Raw genomic sequence first — 17,977 nt, 5'->3', positions numbered from 1 at the left:
TCCCCGTCATGGTGAGCGAGTTCGGCGGCATCAAGTACGAGGCGCAGGCGTCGGCGCCAGCGTGGGGCTATTCGACGAGCGCGACCACGGAGGAGCTCGAGGCGCACCTGCGGGGACTGTTCGGCGCCCTGCTCGAGAGCACCGTGCTCTCGGGGTTCTGCTACACCCAGATCACCGACACGATGCAGGAGGCGAACGGTCTCGCCTTCGAGAACCGGGTGCCCAAGCTCCCCCTCGAGGTGCTGCGCTCCATCATCACGGGCGAGTCGCGCTCGACCGCCCTGAGCCGACGCGGGCCGGGATCGCGACGACCCCGGCCCGCGTCCGCCGGCGCTGCGATGCTCAGCCCAGAAGCGGCCGCTGCCGACGACGTGCGACCTCGTACTCGCCGCGGGCGCGGACGGTCGCCTCGAGGCTCGCCTGCGCGGCGACCGGCACGTCCCACCACCCTTCGCCGTCGGGCGCATACCGCAGCGGATCGGCGTCGACGTGGATGAGCGTCGTGGTCGACGACGCCTTCGCCGCACGCACGGCGGCATCCAGCTCGGCGGCCGCATCGGGGCCGGGTGCCACCTCGATGACGTCGACGCCGTACGACCGCGCGTTCGCGGCGAGATCGACAGGCACGTACGGTGCCGCGGCGAGGTCGGGTACCGACGCATCGGCCATGCGGTAGGCGGTTCCGAACCGATCCGAGCCCACCGTCTCGGACAGGTGTCCGATCGAGGCGTACCCGTGGTTCTGCACCAGGATGACGATGATCTTGAGCCCCTCCGCCACCGCGGTCACGAGCTCGGTGTGCAGCATCAGATATGAACCGTCCCCGACCATGACCAGCACGTCGCGGTCCGGGGCGCCGCGCCGGACGCCGATGCCGCCGGCGATCTCGTAGCCCATCGTCGAGAAGGCGTACTCGACGTGATAGCCCAGCGCATCACGGACCCGCCAGAGCTTGTGCAGATCACCCGGCAGCGACCCCGCGGCCTGCACGAGGACGTCGGTGGGCTCGCTCGCGGCGTTGACGGCGCCGATGATCTCCGCCTGCCCGAGCAGCGGTGCACCGGTCGGCGCGAGCGCGTGGTCGACGACGGCATCCCACTCGGCCTTCTCGGTCGCGATGCGCTCCGCGTACGCCGCCTCGACGGAGTACCCCGCGAGCTCGTCGGCGAGCGCGTCGAGGGTGCGGCGCGCGTCGGCGACGACCGGCAGCTGACTGCCGTGCTTGTACGCGTCGAAGGCGGCGACGTTGATGTTGACGAAACGCACGCCGTCGCGCTGGAACGCGCTGCGGCTGGCCGTGGTGAAGTCGCTGTACCGCGTGCCGATGCCGATGACGACGTCGGCCTCGGCCGCGATGCGGTTCGACGCCGTCGAGCCGGTGGCGCCCACACCGCCGAGGTACTGCCGGTGGTCCCAGACGAGCGAGCCGACCCCGGCCTGGGTCGCCCCGACGGGGATGCCGGTCTGCTCGACGAGCCGGCGGAGCGATTCCTCCGCACCGGCGTAGAGCACTCCTCCCCCGGCCACGATGAACGGCGCTTGCGCGCCTCGGATCGCGGCGACAGCGCGTGCCAGCTCCTCGGGTTCGGGCAGAGGCCGACGCACGTGCCACTCGCGCGGCTGCAGGAACTCGAGGGGCACCTCGATCGCCTCGGCCTGCACGTCCTCGGGCAGCGCGATGGTGACCGCACCGGTCTCAGCCGGGTCGGTCAGCACCCGCATCGCGGCGAGCGCGATCGAGAAGAGCTGCTCGGGGCGCTGCACGCGGTCGAAGAAGCGCGAGACCGGCCGGAACGCATCGGTCACCTGCAGGCCGGTGTCATGCGGATGCTCGAGCTGCTGCAGGACCGGATCGGCGACACGCGTCGCGAAGGTGTCGGAGGGCAGCAGCAGCACGGGCAGCCGGTTCGCGGTCGCGAGCGCCGCGCCGGTCACCATGTTGGCGGCGCCGGGACCGACCGAGGCGGCCGCGGCGTACGTGGCGCGGCGACGGTGCATCCGGGCGTAGCCGACGGCCTGGTGCACCATCGCCTGCTCGTTGCGCGCCTGGTGATAGGGCATGAGACCGGGCTGCTCGGTGTGCAGCTGCAGCAGCGCCTGGCCGATGCCGGCGACGTTGCCGTGCCCGAAGATCCCGAACGTGCCCGCGATGGTGCGCTCACGGATGTCGCCGTCGACGGTCCACTGATTGGCGAGGAAGGTCATGAGCGCTTGGGCGACCGTCATCGTTCGCGTGCGGCCGGCGCCAGAGGGCGAGGTGGCGGGGTCGGGGATCATGCGTCGGTCTCCTCGGACAGATACGGCAGACGGATGTCGGGGCTCTGTGCGTCCCACGACGAGCGGACCCAGCCGTGGGCCGGGTCGTCGGTGATGCGCCAGGCGCGTTCGGAGCCCGGCCCCGCCATGACGTTGAGGTAGTAGAGGTCGTAGCCGGGGGCCGCCGCAGCGGGGCCGTGGTAGCCGTAGGGCACGAGTGCGATGTCGCCGGTCTCGACGCGGGCGGCCGTGTCGATCGGCCGCGCGTCGGACGCGTAGGCCGTGAACATGCCGAACGGGCGGGAACCGGCGGGCGCGAGCGCGCCACGCGCCGGGGCGGCCTCGAAGTAGTAGATCTCCTCGAGTTCGCTCTCGTGGGCGGTCTGCTCGTCGTGCTTGTGCGGCGGGTACGACGACCAGTTCTCGGCCGGCGTGATGACCTCGCACACGATGAGCTTCTGAGCCGCGAGGGCCCCGGGCACCCCGAGATTGTGCACCTGACGCGTCGAGCGGCCGGCGCCGCGGATCTCGACGGGCACCTCGTCCTGGCTCAGGTACGAGCCCGGCAGGGACGCGGTCGCCGGCGCCTCGGCGACCGCGACACGGCCCGACCCCTCGATGCGGACCGACGTGCCGACACCGATGTAGCACGCGTCGGTGGGCCCCGCGAAGACCGAGGCGCGCCCGGTCAGCTCCCATCGGTCCGCACCCGCGCTGACCGAGAACGATCCCGCGAGCGGCACGACCATGCGCTCGACCGGCCCCGCCGGCAGCTGGAGCTCGCCTTCGAGTTCGGCCACCCGCAGGCCCGTGTGCGCCCAGCCGGGCACGGCGTCGCCGACCACGCTCTGCCACGGACCCTCGGCGAGGGTGCCGCGGGGGAACAGCCACGCATTCGTCGTCATCTCGAAGCGGTCCTCGTCGGTCAATTCTGCGGGAAGCCCAGGTCGACGCCGCCGTGGCTGGGGTCGAGCCAGCGCGCGGTGACCGCCTTCTGCTGCGTGAAGAACTTCACGCCCTCGGCTCCGTGCGCCTTAGTGTCGCCGAACAGCGACTGCCCCCACCCGCCGAAGGAGAAGGTCGCGACCGGCACCGGGATCGGCACGTTGACACCGATCATGCCGACCTGCACCTCGTTCTGGAACCGCCGTGCGGCGCCGCCGTCGTTGGTGAAGATCGCCGTGCCGTTGCCGAACTCGCCCGCGTTGATCAGCGCGACGCCCTCCTCGTACGACGCGACGCGGACGACGGAGAGCACCGGGCCGAAGATCTCCTCGGTGTAGACGCGAGACGAGGTGGGCACGCGGTCGATGAGGGTCGGTCCGAGCCAGAATCCGTCCGGGTCGCCGTCGGGGTGCACGTCGCGGCCGTCGACCACGACATCCGCGCCGTCGGCGAGGGCGATGTCGATGTACGAGGCGACCTTGTCGCGGTGCTGCCTCGTCACCAGCGGCCCCATGTCGCACGAGCGACGACCGTCGCCGATGGTGAGTCCCGCGATGCGCTGCTTCACCCGATCGATGAGGGCGTCGGCCACGGGCTCCACCGCGACGACGACAGAGATCGCCATGCACCGCTCACCGGCGGACCCGAAGCCGGCGTTCACGGCCGAGTCGGCGACGAGGTCGAGATCGGCGTCGGGCAGCACGAGCATGTGGTTCTTCGCCCCGCCGAGCGCCTGCACCCGCTTGCCGTGCTTGGCCGCGGTCTCGTAGATGTACTGGGCGATCGGGGTCGACCCGACGAACGAGATCGACCGGACCTCGGGGTGCTCCAGCAGCCCGTCGACGGCGACCTTGTCGCCCTGCAGGACGTTGAACACGCCGTCGGGCAGTCCCGCCTCGCGGAACAGTTCGCCGATCCAGACCGCAGCGGACGGGTCCTTCTCGCTCGGCTTCAGCACGACGGTGTTCCCGGCCGCGATGGCGATCGGGAAGAACCACATCGGAACCATCGCGGGGAAGTTGAACGGCGAGATGACGCCGACGACGCCGAGGGGCTGGCGCAGCGAATAGACGTCGACCCCGGTCGAGACGTTCTCGGAGAACTCCCCCTTGAGGTGGTGCGCGAGCCCCGTGGCGAACTCGACGACCTCCTGGCCCCGGCTGATCTCGCCGAGAGCATCCGAGAGCACCTTCCCGTGCTCCGAGGTGATGATCTCGGCCAGTTCGCCCTTGCGCGCATCGAGCAGCTCGCGGAAGCGGAACATGACCGCCTGCCGGCGGGCGAGCGACAGATCGCGCCACGCGGGGAAGGCGGCGGTCGCCGCACCCACCGCCGCGGCGACGTCGGCGTCGTCGGCCAGCGCGACCCGCTTCGTGACGGTGCCGAGCGCCGGGTCGAAGACGTCGCCGGTTCGGGTCGACGACCCCGGGAACGCGGCACCGGCGATCCAGTGGGGGACGACGTCGAGGCTGTCGGGGCGGGCACCGGTGGCGCTGGTGTCCGCCGTCTCGGTCGTGGTCGTCATGGTGTCTCCTTCGGATCGTTCACGGGTGCTCGACGACGGCGCCCGCGTGGACGAGCCCGGCGGCGATGTCGACGGCGGCGACGACGTCGTCGTCGTCCGGGTAGAGCAGGGTGCGTCCGACCACGAGCCCGCGCATGCCCGGGAGCGCGAGAGCGTCCTGCCACGAGGCGAACGTCTCGTCCTGGCCGGTGACGGGGTCTCCCCCCAGCAGCAGGGTCGGCAACGTGGATGCCTCGGCGACGCGTTCCATCTCGGGCACGACGGGCAGCTTCAGCCAGCTGTACGCCGACGTGTTGCCGAGTCCGGTGGCGATGGCGACCGACTTGATCACCGCGTCCGCGGTGAGGTCGCTGCAGACGCGGCCGTCCTCGCGGTAGCTCATGAACGGCTCGAGCATGATCGGGATGCGCGCCTCGGCGGCTGCGGTCACCGCAGCCGCACTCGCCTCGAGCGTGGGTGCCGTCGCGGGATCCTCGAGGTTGATGCGTACGAGGAGCTTTCCGAGATCGAGCCCGTCGCGCGCCAGACCGGGCACGTCGTAGGCGGTGAAGCGATCGTCCATCTCGAAGGCCGCGCCCTGCAGTCCCCCGCGGTTCATCGACCCCACGACGATCTTGCCGTCGAGCGCACCCAGGAGCGCGAGGTCTTCGACGACATCGGGCGTGCCGAGCACGCCGTCGACGCCGGGACGCTGCAGCGCCGTGACGAGGCGTTCGAGCAGCTCGACGCGGCTCGCCATGGCCGTCTTCCGATCTCCGACACCGAGCGCGCCGCGCGCCGGGTGATCCGCTGCGACGATGAAGAGCCGTCCGTCGCCGTCGAGCAGCGACCGCCGCGACCGGCTACGCATAGCCTGCGCGACGCGACCCGGTTCTTCGGCCCGAATGCGGCGCAGCTCATCGAGATCAAACATGTGCGGCCGCCTCCGCCACGAGCCGCTCGACCTCTGCCGCGTCGGGCATCGCCGTGGAGCACTCCCGCCGGCCGGCGACGATCGCGCCCGCCGCGTTGGCCCAGCGCATCGTCTGCTCGAGATCCCACTCGGCGAGCAGACCATGGCAGAGCGCACCACCGAATGCATCGCCCGCACCCAGGCCGTTGACGACGTCGACGGCGAAGGGAGCGACCTCCACTCGCGTGTCGCGGGTCTTGGCGAGGACGCCCTTGGGCCCCTGCTTCACGATCGCCAGTTCGATGCCGCGCTCCAGAAGAGTGTCGGCCGCGCGATCGGGGTCGGTCTCGCCGACGGCGATCTCGCACTCCTCGCGATTGCCGACCGCGACGGTCACATGGTCGAGCGCGAGTGCGACCTGCGCGCGAGCCTCGTCGGCTCCGCCCCAGAACATGGGCCGGTAGTCGAGGTCGAGCACCGTCAGCGGCCGGCGCCCGCGAGCCCGCCACGCGGCGAAGTGCGCGGAGCGGCTGGGCTCGCGGCTGAGACCGGTGACGGTCGACCAGTAGAGACGCGCGTCGCGCACGGCGTCGACGTCGACCTCTTCGGGGGCGATAACGAGGTCGGGCGCGATCGGGTCGCGGTAGAAGTAGAGCGGGAAGTGGTCGGGCGGGAAGATCTCGCAGAACGTCACGGGCGTGTTCAGATGCGGGACGACCTCGATGAAGCGATCGGACACTCCGAGGCGCTGCAGCTCGCGGCGGACGTAGCGGCCGAACGGATCCGCGCCCGTGCGGCTGATGAGCGCGGCGCTCCGCCCGTAGCGCGCCGCGGCCACCGCGACGTTGGCTGCGGAACCACCGAGGTACTTGCCGAAGGTCGACACGTCCTCCAGCCCGATTCCGTCCTGCAGCGGATAGAGATCCACGCCCGCCCGGCCGATGGCGAGGACGTCGACGGGTGCGGTGGCGGCAGGAGAGCTCATGTCGGGGGCGATCCTCTTCGATCGGACAGGACGGAGCGGCACGACGACCTTCGTCGGACTCCGTACTTTGTACTTACAAAGTGACAGCCTAGGGGCTGCCTGCCGGTTTTCCAATCACTCATCCGGATGTCGTCCAGACGCCGACTCCATAACTTGCACACCAGTGTGCAGCTTTGTATCATCATCGGGTGACTGACACCGTTCCCGTGCGCCGTCCCCGGAAGGATGCCGCTGCCAACCGCGCCGGCCTGCTCGTGGCCGCCGCTCGCACGCTCGCCGTCGACCCCGGCGCCTCGATCGACGCGATCGCCCGCGCCGCGGGCCTGAGCCGCCGCGCCCTCTACGGACACTTCGACGACCGCGACGCCCTGCTGCGCGAGCTCATCGCCTCGGGCGCGCAGCGGTTCAACGCGATCGCGGCCGACCTCGACCTCGCGTCGGCCCCCGCCCCCGTCGTGCTCGCCCGCCTGACCGGACGCCTCTGGGGTGAGGCATCCCACGTGCAGGTCGCCGCGGCCATCGCGCTCGACGAGCGCCACGTCGAAGAATCGGCGGCGGCGCTCGCGCCCCTGCGCCGCGCGCTCATGAGCCTCGTCCGCCGCGGTCAGGACGACGGGACGCTGCGCACGGATGTCGCCCCGCCCACGCTCGCGCGCCTGATCGAAGAGACCGCACGCACCGTCCTCGTCCGCCTCGACGCCTCGTCGCCCGATGCCCGCTCGCTCGTCGTGCGCTCGGTCCTGTCCATCGCGGGCCTGTCGTGGCGTGAGGCCGAGAGTGTCATCGCCGCGCACCCCGACGTCGTGGCCGAGGCCTGATGCGCGTCGAGCTGACCGACGTCGCGAAGGGCCGCCGCGACCTCGCCCTGCCCCCGACGAGCCTCGTCTACCGCACCGGCCACGCGACCCTCGCGATCGCCGAGACCGAGCAGCGGCCCACCGTGCTCGGGCTCATCGCGAGCGGCCGCATGCGGCCCGACGCCGGAACCGTCCGCGTCGACGGGGCGCGGGCGTCGCGCGCCCTGCGGCACCGCACCGCGCTGATCGACGCCCCCGACGTCAGCGACCCGCCGCCGAACGTCTCGACGGCGGGCATGGTCGGAGAAGAGCTGATGTTCGCCGGCCGCCTCGCCGACCCGCTCTCGGCCCGCCGCTGGCTCGACGAGCACGACCTGCGCGCGCTCGCGCGCGTCCCGATCGGCGACGTCACCGCGACCGACCGCGTGCGGCTCATGCTCGAGCTCGCGGCGCTCCGGCCCGGCATCGAGGGCCTCGTGCTCGTCTCGCCCGACCGCCACGGCGGCGACCCGCACGCGTGGTGGCAGCTGGCGAACGAGTTCGCCGACCGCGGCCACGCGGTGCTCGTCATCGCCGGTCAGGCCGCCGCGAATCTCATCACCGACACCGCAGAATCGTCATCGCCGCGTCGACGGCCGCACCCCAGCGGCATCCGGCTGCGCGGCGCCCGTCCGAAAGCCGTCCGTTGAAGATCCCCGCTCTCATCTCCGCCGAACTGCGCCGCCTGACGGCGACCCGCATGTCGGTGGTCGCGCTCGTCGCCCTGATGCTCGTGCCCGTGCTGTACGGCGGCCTGTACCTGTGGGCCAATCAGGACCCGTACGGCAAGTTCGCCGAGATCCCGGTCGCGCTCGTCGACCTCGACGCGGGAGCGCAGCCGGATGGCGGCGACGCCGTCGACTACGGCTCGCAGGTCGCCGATCAACTCATCGAAGACGGCTCGTTCGCGTGGCAGCGCATGGATGCCGCCGAGGCGCGCGAAGCGCTGCGCACCGGCGCCGTCGACTTCTCGGTCACCCTGCCCGCTGACTTCTCGGCCGCGCTCACCAGCGCCGCCGGCTCGAGCCCGCATCAGGCCACGCTCGTGCTCGCGACGAACGACGCCAACAACTACCTCGCGTCGTCGATCGGCTCGCAAGCGGTCGAGCGCATCCGCACCTCGGTCGCGCAGCTGGTGGGCCGCGAGGCCGCGTCGCGTCTGCTCACCGGGATCTCCGACATCCGCGGGCAGCTCGTCACCGCCGCCGACGGCGCGACGCAGCTCGTCGATGGCGCCGACCAGGCTTCGTCCGGTGCCAACACGCTCGCCGATGGCACCGCGCAGCTCGCGGCCGGCGCAACACAGCTAAGCGACGGCGCCGCCACCCTGGCCGACGGCTCGGCGCAATTGGCGACCGGCACGCGCGCCGTGGCCGACGGCTCAGCCGACCTGGCGAACGGAGCCGCCCAGGTCGCCGACGGCACGGCGCAGATCGCCGGCTACGCCGACCGCGCCGGCAGTGCCGTCGACGAGGCGATCGGTGAGCTCCCGCAGGTGCGCGACGACATCGCGCGGGTTCTCGGCGAACGCGGCCTCGACCAGACGCAGATCGCCGACGTGCTCAGCCGGCTCGACCCGATCGGCGAGCGCCTGCAGAACGGAGCAGCTCGCGTCGACGAGGCCGTCGCCCAGGTCGACCGGCTCGCAGCCGGCGCGGCACAGGTCAGCGCGGGCGCGAGCCAGCTGTCGACCGGAGCATCGCAGGCCGCTGACGGCGCGGCATCCGTCTCGCAGGGCGCCGGGCGACTCGCTGCGGCCACGGGGGATGCCGCCACCGGTGCGGCGCAGCTCGACGAGGGCGCGCACGAGCTCGCCTCGGGATTGGGCACGCTCGACGCGGGTTTGGCCACGCTGCGCGATGGGCTCGAGGCGGGCGTCGCCCAGCTGCCCGACGCGTCGGCCGACCTGCGCGACCAGCAGGCCGCTACCATTTCGGACCCCGTCTCGGTCGACTCGGGCAACCTCGCCAGCGCCGGCGACTACGGCGCGGGGCTCGCCCCCTTCTTCGCCGCCCTCGCGGGGTGGATCGGCATCTACGCGCTTTTCCTCATCGTCAAGCCGATCTCACGGCGGGCGGTCACCGCGCTCCGCTCCCCCGTCCGGGTGACCGTCGCCGGGTGGCTGACGCCCGCGATGCTCGGCAGCGTGGGCATGGTGGTGCTGTTCGGCGTGCTCTCGCTCGCGCTGGGGTTCCGATTCTCCAGCCCGGTCGGCACGCTCGGGATGCTGCTGACCGCGTCGTTCACGTACGCCGCGATCATCCTCGCCCTCAATGTCTGGCTCGGATCGGTGGGACAGTTCCTCGGGCTCGTGCTGATGGTCGTGCAACTCGTCACGGCCGGCGGCACGTTCCCCTGGCAGACGCTGCCCGCGCCCCTCGCGGCCCTGCACCATGTGCTGCCGATGGGGTACGTCGTCGACGGCATGCGCCAGTGGATGTACGGCGGCGACCTCGGGCGGGTGAGCCTCGACCTCGCGGTGCTGTTCGCCTGGATGCTCGGCGCGCTGATGCTGGCGGCGATCGGCGTGATCCGGATGACGCACACCCGGACGCTGCGCGACCTGCAACCGAGCCTGATCGGGTAGTTCCCGCCCGTTTCGCGGAAGCGCCTTGTATCCTCGGGTCACGTCTCGAGCGAGGATCCCCCCATGCCACGCAGTCTCCGGATGCCGCCTGCCGTCGCGGCCATCGTCACCCTGGCCGTCGCCCTCGGGCTCGTCCACGCCACCGGCGCGGCCGCGGGGGCCGACGACTCGGCCCCCGACGCTCTGGGCGCGTCGCCCGCCGCGGCACCTGCGGCTGCCACCGCTGCGGCCCCGAACCCGCTCGCGCGCGGCGCCGCGCTGCCGACCTACTCGGCGGCCGCCCAGGCCGCGGCCGACGCTCGCGCGCAGGGGCGCTTCGACGTCGCCGCCTCGTTCGACGTCATCGCGCAGACGCCCACGGCGACCTGGCTCGGCGAGTGGTACAGCGATGCGGAGCTCGTGCGCGTGCTCCGAGCCGAGACCGCGGCGGCGGCGCAGCAGAACCGGGTCGCGACCTTCGTCCTCTACGCGATCCCGGCGCGCGACTGCACCGCGCATTCGCAGGGCGGCCTGACGCCGGAGCGCTACGGACCGTGGGCCCGGCTCATCGCCGAGACGCTGCGCGGAACGGCATCCGCCGTCATCGTCGAGCCCGATGCGCTCTCGATGCTCGGCGAGTGCGACGGCCAGGGAGCCCGCACCACCTACATCCGCGACGCCGTGCGGGCACTCACCGCCGCCGGCATCCCCGCCTACATCGACGCCGGCAACGGCAACTGGATTCCGCCCGAGACGATGGCGCAGCGACTGCGCGAAGCCGGTGTGCTCGAAGCCCGCGGCTTCGCGACGAACGTGTCAAACTTCTCGCCCACCGCCGTCGAGCGCGACTACGCCGAACGCGTGCGGATGCTGCTGGGCGGCGGTCCGCGCTACGTCATCGACACCTCGCGCAACGGCCGCGGCTGGCAGGGCGACTGGTGCAACCCGAGCAACGTGGGCCTGGGCACCACGCCGCGCGCGATCACCGACGGCACCGCCCTCGACGCGCTGCTGTGGATCAAGCGGCCCGGCGAGAGCGACGGCCTCTGCAACGGCGGTCCCGCCGCAGGCAGCTGGTACGAAGCCGCCGCGCTCGAACTCGTGCGCAACCGCGTGTACTGAGCCGGGGGCCTTCACACGGCGCGGCGCCGCCGCAGTGTCGACGTCGAGGCGCACACACATACGGGGTGGGATGCTGGCCGCATGAGCCTTCCGCATCGCGACACATGGAACGCCCGGCCGGGCGGCTTCCGCCGGTTCGAGAAGACCGTGCCCGTGGGTTCGGGTGACGCCGTGTGGCAGCGGGCGCGCGCCGATCTGCTGGCCTGGCGGGTCAAGACGCGCAGCGGGTTCCGCGTGGTGCCGGACCTGCCGGCGGCCGCGGGGGGACGGCACTGGCTCGAGGTCGGGTGGGGCCCGCTCACGCTCCGCGAGCCGGTCGAGGTCGTCGCGTTCGTGGATGAGCGCGACCGGGTGGGCTACGTCTACCTGGCACTCCCCGGCCACCCGCTCGAGGGCGAGGAAGCGTTCCTTCTCACGCGACGCGGCGACGACGTTCGCTTCACGCTGCGCTCACTGTCCCGGCCGGCGCCGACACCGTTTTGGCGGTTCGCCTACCCGGCCGTCCGTATCGTGCAGGTGATCGTGCGGACGCGCTACCTCAGCGCCCTCCGGCGCGAAGAGCGACACATCATCGGGTCTCCCTCTGCTCGCCGCGGGCGGCGTCAGTCGCGAGTGTCGCTGGGCGCCGGCGCGTCGGCGAACTCGTCGACGAAGAGCGAGTCGCGGTCGAGCGTCTTGTTGCGGTAGGCCTGACGCCCGACCATGTGGGCCGACAGCGGCGCGGTCGCGAGCTGGATGAGCGCCACCGGCACGAGGAATGCCACGACCGGCCACGACTGCAGCGAGACGCCCACGGCGATGCAGATGAGGATGAAGCCGAGCACCTGCGGCTTGGTCGCGGCGTGCAGGCGGGTGGGTACGTCGCGGAAGCGCAGCAGCCCGATCGCGGCGGTCAGACACAGCAGGGCGCCGATCAGCACGAGCACGAGGGCGATGACGTCGGTGAGGCTCATCGGTCGATGTTGTCCTTCCGCGCAACGAAGCGGGCGATCGAGATCGAGCCGAATACGCCGACCGCCGCCACGATCAGCAGCACCGGCAGCGTCCGCGTGTGGTGGTTGATCGCCATTTCGGCACCGAGCGCGCAGATCACCAGCGTGAGCAGAACGTCCGAGGCCACGGCGCGGTCGAGGATCGACGGCCCGGTGATGATGCGCCACAGCGTCAGCAGCGCTGATACGGCGAAGACGACCGAGATGACGACGATGAGCCAGGTCACGAGCGCCCCCTCCGCAGATCCGACAGCTGGTGCGCCTGCTCCTTCGAGCCGACGGCGCGCACGATCCGCTCCTCCCAGTGCTGGATGGCGCGCCGCTGATGCTCCAGCTGCTCCTGATTGCGCACGCCGATCGCGTGGACGTACAGGATGCGGCGGTCGCGGTCGATGTCGATGATGAGCGATCCCGGAATGAGGGATGCCGTCACCGCGACGTGCGTCATGATCAGGTCGTCGTCGGTGCGCAGCGGCACCGCGATGATCGCGGCGCCCGGCTGGCGGCGCGGGTCGATGACCTGCCAGGCGACGAGCAGCGAGCCCTTCACGAGCGAGAACAGGAACTCGAGGAAGAACACCACGCCCCACCAGACGTTGACGCGCCCCGAGAGCTCGACGGGCGGCAGCCGGAAGATGCGGGTCACGAACAGGGCGACGACGACGCCGGTGAGGGCGGACAGCACGGTGAACTGGCCCCACAGCAGCATCCACAGTGCCACGAGCCAGACGAAGAACGGCAGCTGACGCCACAGCGCGGTGGCGGCGTTGCGCTTGGCGGCGCGCTTGCCCTGGACCATCATCACTGCACCTCCTGCTCGAGCTGCGAAATGGTCACCGGCTGCAGCAGCGATTCACCGATGTCGGCGCACAGCTCGTACAGCGGGCCCGCGAAAACCGTGAGGGCGACCGTGACGGCAACCATCCCCGCCGTCGCGGTGGTCATGATGCGCGGGATGACGCGCTTCTGGGTCTGCACGTCGGCGCCCTCCGCGTCGCCGAGGTAGGCGATGCGGGCATCCGTCTCGCTCTCGCCCTCGCCCGCTTCCTCCTTCTCACGCCAGAACGCGAGGTTCCATGCCCGCATGAGCGCATAGAGGGTGAGCAGCGAGGTCACGATGCCGGCCACGATCAGCGCGTACATCAGCGGTGTGCCCTCGGCGGCAGCGGCGTCGAACAGCGCGTACTTTCCGATGAAGCCCGAGAAGGGCGGCAGGCCGCCGAGGTTGATCGCGGGAATGAAGTACAGCACGGCCAGCAGCGGCGCGGCCCGCATGAGTCCGCGGACCTTAAGGATCGAGGTCGAGCCCGCCCGGCGTTCGACGAGACCGACCGCGAGGAACAGCGTCGTCTGCACGACGATGTGGTGGACGATGTAGTAGATCGTCGCCCCGACGGATGCCGGTGTCGCGACCGCCAACCCGAAGATCATGTAGCCGATGTGGCTCACGAGCGTGAACGACAGGATGCGCTTCAGCTCGGCCTGCGCGACGGCGCCGAGCACGCCGACGATCATCGTCGCGAGCGCCACAATGAGCAGCAGCGTGTTGACGTCGTTGTCCTGGAAGATCTCGGTCTCGGTGCGGATGATCGCGTAGACGCCGACCTTCGTCAGCAGACCCGCGAAGACCGCCGTGACCGGGGCCGGCGCGGTCGGGTACGAGTCGGGCAGCCAGAACGACAGCGGGAACACGGCCGCCTTGATGCTGAAGGCCAGCAGCAGCATGAGGTGCAGCACGAGCTGCGTCTCTTGCGGCAGCTCGGTCATGCGCTGCGACAGCTGCACCATGTTCACGGTGCCGAGAGCGCCGTAGATCGCGGCGATCGCCGAGAGGAACAGGATCGACGACACCAGCGACACGACGATGTAGACAACGCCGGTGCGGATGCGCGACTCGGTCGACCCGAGGGTGATCAGCACGTAGGACGCGACCAGGAGGATCTCGAACCCGACGTACAGGTTGAACAGGTCTCCGGCGATGAAGGCGTTGAAGATTCCCGCCGAGAGGATCAGGTACGACGGGTGGAAGATCGACACCGGCGTCTCGTCGTCGCCGTCGGCGGCGCCCTGGCCGACCGAGAACAACAGGACCGCGAGCAGCACGATGCTCGACACGACGACCAGCAGGGCCGCGAGCCGGTCGACGTAGAGCACGATGCCGAACGGGATCGGCCACCCGCCCACCGAGACGGCGATGGGCACGCCCGTCGCGTTGATCGCGTTCAGCAGCACCGCCGCGATGACGAGGGTCGCGGTGAGGGTGACGATCGAGACGCCGACCTGGATGCGGCGACGCCGACCGAAGATGAGCGCGACGGCCGCGCCGAGCAGGGGCAGCGTGACGAGGAGAGGAACCAGAGCGCTCATCGGTCTCCTCCGGGGCGATCGGTGGGCGCGTCGTCACGCAGCGCGTCGAAGTCGCGCGACTGCAGCACGGTGATCGGCGAGGTGAGGTCGCCGACGAAGTCGGTCGTGGCGTCGTCGTCCTCGTCCGTGATCTCCTGCTCCATCGCGTCCTCGTCCTCGGCACCGCGGCCGCGGACGGCCAGATCGGCCTCGTCGTCCTCGACCGTGTCGGCCTGGCCGAGCTGCCAGGAGCGATAGATCAGCGCCAGCAGGAACGCCGACACCGCGAAGGTGATGACGATGGCGGTGAGCGTGAGGGCCTGGGGCAGCGGATCGCTGTAGTCGGAGGCATCCTCGGCCGAACCGTAGAACGGCGCGATGCCCGGCGCGCCCATCACGACGAGCAGGAAGAGGTTCGCGGCGTTGCCGAGCAGCAGGAAGCCGATGAGCACGCGGGTCAGGCTGCGCTCGAGCATCGCATAGACGCCGGCGGCGAAGAGCACGGCCATGATGATGATCAGGGTGAGCGAGACGTTCATCGGGCGAGCTCCTCTCGCTCCTTGCGCTGCCGGTCGACCTCGGCACCGAGCGAGCGCAGCACATCGAGCACGAGCCCGATGACCACGAGGTACACGCCCACGTCGAAGATCGTCGAGGTCACGAACTCGACATGGCCGAGGATGGGCAGCTCCGCCTCCCAGAAGGTGCTCGTCAGCGCCGGTGCGCCGAAGAACAGCGGCACGATGGCGGTGCCGACGGCCAGCGTCATCCCGACGCCGAGCAGGCGTCCCGCATCCGTCGGAGCGGCAGCTCCGAGCTCGTACGGGCCACCGGCGACGTAGCGCATGACGAGCGCCATACCGGCGACCAGGCCACCGGCGAAGCCGCCGCCCGGCAGGTTGTGGCCGGCGAACAGCAGGTAGATCGACACGACGATGATCGTGTGGAAGAGGATGCGGACGATGACCTCAAGCATGATCGAGCGGGTCTCGGGCCGCAGCTTCTGCCCACCGACGAGCCACGCCTGACGCGACGATCCCGAACCGGCACGCGGCCGGGGGCCGTCCGCGGTCTCGACGAGCGGACGCCGCGTGCGCAGGGCTCCCGTCGGCAGCGACGAGATCGCCCGCGAGAGGGTGTCGGAGCGGTGGGTGACGAACACGAGCGATGCGACGCCGGTCGCGGCGAGGATCAGCACCGACAGCTCGCCCATCGTGTCCCACCCGCGCAGATCGACGAGCGTGACGTTCACGACGTTCTTGCCGTGCCCGATCTCGTACGCGAGGTCGGGGAAGGCGGTCGAGATCGGCTCGGCGACCCGCGCGCCAGTCGCGACGACAGCGATCAGCGCCATGGTGACGCCGACGCCGATGCCGAGCAGCGCGCGACCGATGGGCCAGACGGAGGCGTTGTGGTCGCCCATGCGCGCGGGGATGCGGCGCAGCACCAGGGCGAAGGCGATGAGGGTGACCGTCTCGACGAGGATCTGCGTGAGCGCGAGGTCGGGCGCGCCGGCCGAGGCGAACAGCGCGACCATGCCGAGCCCCGTCACCGAGACGAGCACGACGCCGGTGTAGCGCTTGCGGGCACGCACGGCGATGATGCCCGCGATGATCATGACCGGCGCGACGAAGATCTGCATCGGGGTGTGCCATCCGGCCAGATCGGCCTGCCATCCGGTGTGCGCGATGAGGGCGGTGCCCTCCGCGGCGACGAAGACGACGAAGATCGTGCCGACGTACACCGGCAGCGAACCGCGCTGCGTGAGCGACGTGACCCACACGGCGGTGCGCACGATCGCGCGGATGGTGCCGTTGTAGGCATCGACGGCGGTGAACGGCAGCCAGCGGCGCTGGGTTCCGTCACGGCGGCCGACCACCCAGAAGAGCCCGAGACCGGCGAGGATGCTGCCGATCGACAGGAACAGCGCCGGCTCGAGGCCGTGCCACAACGCGAGGTGGTACTCGTACCCGCTCGAGCCGGCGACCTCCGGCATGGTGTCGGCGTAGCCGCTCAGCGCGGCGTCGAGCAGGGGCGCCCCGACGCCGCCGACGACCGACAGACCGCTCAGCAGCACGGGCGCGGCGAGGAAGCCGATCGGCGGGTCGGGCCACGGCGTGCGCTCGACCGCGGCGCCGCCGGCATCCTTCTTCGTCCAGAACGCACCCCAGATGAACCGCGCGCCGTACGCCGTCGTGAGCAGCGAGCCGAGCACGATTCCGATCAGCGGAGCCAGCGCGACCGGGTCGGTGCCGGCCTCGAGCAGCGACGACAGCGCCGCCTCTTTCGCGACGAAGCCGATCGTGGGCGCGAGACCGACCATCGAGCCGATCGCGATGATCGAGAACACCGCGAGGGTGGGGGCCTGGCGGCCGACGCCCGACAGCTCACGGATGTCGCGGGTCGACAGCTGCCGGTCGATGACGCCGACGACGAGGAAGAGCGACGACTTGAACAGGGCGTGACCGACGAGCAGGGCCGATCCGGCAAGCGCCGAGTTGCGCTCTCCGTAGCCGAGGACGACCGTCAGCATGCCGAGCTGGCTGACGGTACCGAAGGCGAGGATGCGCTTGAGGTCGCTCTCGCGCAGCGCCTGCAGGCCGCCGAGCAGCATCGTGAAGACGCCGAGTCCGATCACGATGGGGCGCCACGGCTCTTCGTGGGCGAACGCGGGAGCGAGTCGGGCGATGAGGTAGATGCCCGCCTTGACCATCGCGGCGGCGTGCAGGTAGGCGCTGACCGGTGTCGGCGCCGCCATGGCACCGGGCAGCCAGAAGTGGAACGGGAAGATGGCGGACTTGCTCAGGGCGCCGACCAGCATGAGCACGATCGCGACATTGAGCAGCACGCCCTGCGGGGCGGGCGCGCTGACGATGGTGCTGAGGCTCGTCGTGCCGTAGAGCACCACGAGCATCACCACGCCGATCAGCATGACCAGGCCGCCGAGGGTCGTCACGAGCAGGGCCTGCAGAGCTGCGCGCCGGCTCGCGCCGCGGCCGTTGTAGAAGCCGATCAGCAGGTACGACAGGACGCTCGTGACCTCCCAGAACATCACGAGCACGACGATGTCGTCGGTCAGCACGAGGCCGTACATGGCGCCGGCGAAGGCCAGCAGCACGGCGGCGAACTGGCCGACGCCGACCTTCTTGCCGTCGAAGTACCAGCGGCAGTAGATCATGACGAGCGCCCCGACGCCGGTGACGATGAGCGTCATGATCCACGCGAGGGTGTCCATCCGCATCGACAGCGCGATGTCGAGCCGCGGGATCCAGGCGTATGACTCGAACGGAATACCGCCGCTGAGAACGACCGGTCCGCGAAGCGCCGCGTCGATGAAGGCCGCGATCGGCAGCAGGGCCGCGATGGAGAAGGCGCGAGCACCGATCCGCTTGACCAACCACGGCAGAACCAGCGGAAGAACCGCGAACGCACCGAGGAAGATCAGCAAAAAGGCCTCCTCTGTGCGTGGGGGGTCGTGTCATCCATCTTACCGACACGACCGGCTCCCCGGC

The 17,977-nt window shown here is 70.9% G+C and carries 16 protein-coding genes; 5 read left to right on the top strand and 11 right to left on the bottom strand.

Annotated features, from left to right (window positions below; translation table 11 throughout):
• Nucleotides 1-342: 342 nt before the first annotated feature.
• From iolD to iolC, 5 genes are read right to left on the bottom strand one after another with little or no spacing between them, the layout of a single operon-like run.
• Nucleotides 343-2,277, bottom strand: a complete 1,935-nt coding sequence (gene iolD, locus JOF37_RS09605) for a 3D-(3,5/4)-trihydroxycyclohexane-1,2-dione acylhydrolase (decyclizing) (RefSeq protein WP_245338141.1) — start codon at nt 2,275-2,277, stop codon at nt 343-345.
• Nucleotides 2,274-3,161 carry a 5-deoxy-glucuronate isomerase gene (gene iolB, locus JOF37_RS09600; protein ID WP_210006611.1) on the bottom strand — a complete coding sequence of 296 codons (888 nt, stop codon included), beginning with the start codon at nt 3,159-3,161 and terminating at the stop codon, nt 2,274-2,276. The genes iolD and iolB overlap by 4 nt, the downstream gene beginning before the upstream one ends.
• A 20-nt stretch (nt 3,162-3,181) precedes the next feature.
• Nucleotides 3,182-4,726, bottom strand: coding sequence for a CoA-acylating methylmalonate-semialdehyde dehydrogenase (locus JOF37_RS09595; protein ID WP_210006610.1), 1,545 nt, complete (start codon nt 4,724-4,726; stop codon nt 3,182-3,184).
• Between the two features lie 19 nt (nt 4,727-4,745).
• Nucleotides 4,746-5,639: a Cgl0159 family (beta/alpha)8-fold protein gene (locus JOF37_RS09590; RefSeq protein ID WP_210006609.1), complete on the bottom strand. Its 894-nt coding sequence runs from the start codon at nt 5,637-5,639 to the stop codon at nt 4,746-4,748.
• Nucleotides 5,632-6,603, bottom strand: a complete 972-nt coding sequence (gene iolC / locus JOF37_RS09585) for a 5-dehydro-2-deoxygluconokinase (protein WP_210006608.1) — start codon at nt 6,601-6,603, stop codon at nt 5,632-5,634. The genes JOF37_RS09590 and iolC overlap by 8 nt, the downstream gene beginning before the upstream one ends.
• 188 nt (nt 6,604-6,791) lie before the next feature.
• Here iolC and JOF37_RS09580 point away from each other — a divergent pair, with 188 nt between their 5' ends.
• The 5 genes from JOF37_RS09580 to JOF37_RS09560 all read left to right on the top strand — a co-directional run bounded on the left by JOF37_RS09580 (nt 6,792) and on the right by JOF37_RS09560 (nt 11,814).
• A complete protein-coding gene (locus JOF37_RS09580) occupies nt 6,792-7,421 on the top strand; it encodes a TetR/AcrR family transcriptional regulator (RefSeq protein WP_210006607.1) in 630 nt (209 codons plus the stop codon).
• Nucleotides 7,421-8,089, top strand: coding sequence for a hypothetical protein (locus JOF37_RS09575; RefSeq protein WP_210006606.1), 669 nt, complete (start codon nt 7,421-7,423; stop codon nt 8,087-8,089). The genes JOF37_RS09580 and JOF37_RS09575 overlap by 1 nt, the downstream gene beginning before the upstream one ends.
• Nucleotides 8,086-10,026, top strand: coding sequence for a YhgE/Pip domain-containing protein (locus JOF37_RS09570; RefSeq protein WP_210006605.1), 1,941 nt, complete (start codon nt 8,086-8,088; stop codon nt 10,024-10,026). Before JOF37_RS09575 ends, JOF37_RS09570 begins: the two co-directional genes overlap by 4 nt.
• Before the next feature lie 63 nt (nt 10,027-10,089).
• Complete coding sequence (locus JOF37_RS09565) at nt 10,090-11,127, top strand: glycoside hydrolase family 6 protein (RefSeq protein ID WP_210006604.1); 1,038 nt, start codon at nt 10,090-10,092, stop codon at nt 11,125-11,127.
• 81 nt (nt 11,128-11,208) lie between these two features.
• Nucleotides 11,209-11,814 (top strand): DUF1990 domain-containing protein, encoded by a 606-nt coding sequence (locus tag JOF37_RS09560; RefSeq protein WP_210006603.1) that lies wholly within the window; start codon nt 11,209-11,211, stop codon nt 11,812-11,814.
• Here the strand turns inward: JOF37_RS09560 and mnhG are convergent.
• Genes mnhG through JOF37_RS09530 form a run of 6 tightly spaced genes read right to left on the bottom strand, consistent with a single transcriptional unit; the run spans nt 11,730 to nt 17,913 of the window.
• Nucleotides 11,730-12,080 carry a monovalent cation/H(+) antiporter subunit G gene (gene mnhG / locus JOF37_RS09555; RefSeq protein WP_210006602.1) on the bottom strand — a complete coding sequence of 117 codons (351 nt, stop codon included), beginning with the start codon at nt 12,078-12,080 and terminating at the stop codon, nt 11,730-11,732. The two genes, JOF37_RS09560 and mnhG, sit on opposite strands and share 85 nt — an antisense overlap.
• Nucleotides 12,077-12,346, bottom strand: coding sequence for an MrpF/PhaF family protein (locus JOF37_RS09550; protein WP_210006601.1), 270 nt, complete (start codon nt 12,344-12,346; stop codon nt 12,077-12,079). Before JOF37_RS09550 ends, mnhG begins: the two co-directional genes overlap by 4 nt.
• Entirely contained in the window at nt 12,343-12,921 is a 579-nt protein-coding gene (locus JOF37_RS09545; protein WP_245338615.1) for a Na+/H+ antiporter subunit E, read from the bottom strand. The genes JOF37_RS09550 and JOF37_RS09545 overlap by 4 nt, the downstream gene beginning before the upstream one ends.
• Nucleotides 12,921-14,486 (bottom strand): Na+/H+ antiporter subunit D, encoded by a 1,566-nt coding sequence (locus JOF37_RS09540; RefSeq protein ID WP_210006600.1) that lies wholly within the window; start codon nt 14,484-14,486, stop codon nt 12,921-12,923. Before JOF37_RS09540 ends, JOF37_RS09545 begins: the two co-directional genes overlap by 1 nt.
• On the bottom strand, nt 14,483-15,004 hold the full coding sequence (locus tag JOF37_RS09535) for a Na(+)/H(+) antiporter subunit C (RefSeq protein ID WP_210006599.1): 522 nt from the start codon (nt 15,002-15,004) through the stop codon (nt 14,483-14,485). The genes JOF37_RS09540 and JOF37_RS09535 overlap by 4 nt, the downstream gene beginning before the upstream one ends.
• Nucleotides 15,001-17,913, bottom strand: a complete 2,913-nt coding sequence (locus JOF37_RS09530; protein WP_210006598.1) for a Na+/H+ antiporter subunit A — start codon at nt 17,911-17,913, stop codon at nt 15,001-15,003. Before JOF37_RS09530 ends, JOF37_RS09535 begins: the two co-directional genes overlap by 4 nt.
• Nucleotides 17,914-17,977: the final 64 nt, after the last annotated feature.

Origin of the sequence: Microbacterium imperiale, from assembly GCF_017876655.1 — a bacterium.
In the GTDB taxonomy this organism is placed as follows: Bacteria; Actinomycetota; Actinomycetes; order Actinomycetales; family Microbacteriaceae; genus Microbacterium; species Microbacterium imperiale.
The sequence above is the reverse complement of the archived record's forward strand: the minus strand, read 5'-3'. Positions and strand labels throughout refer to the sequence as shown.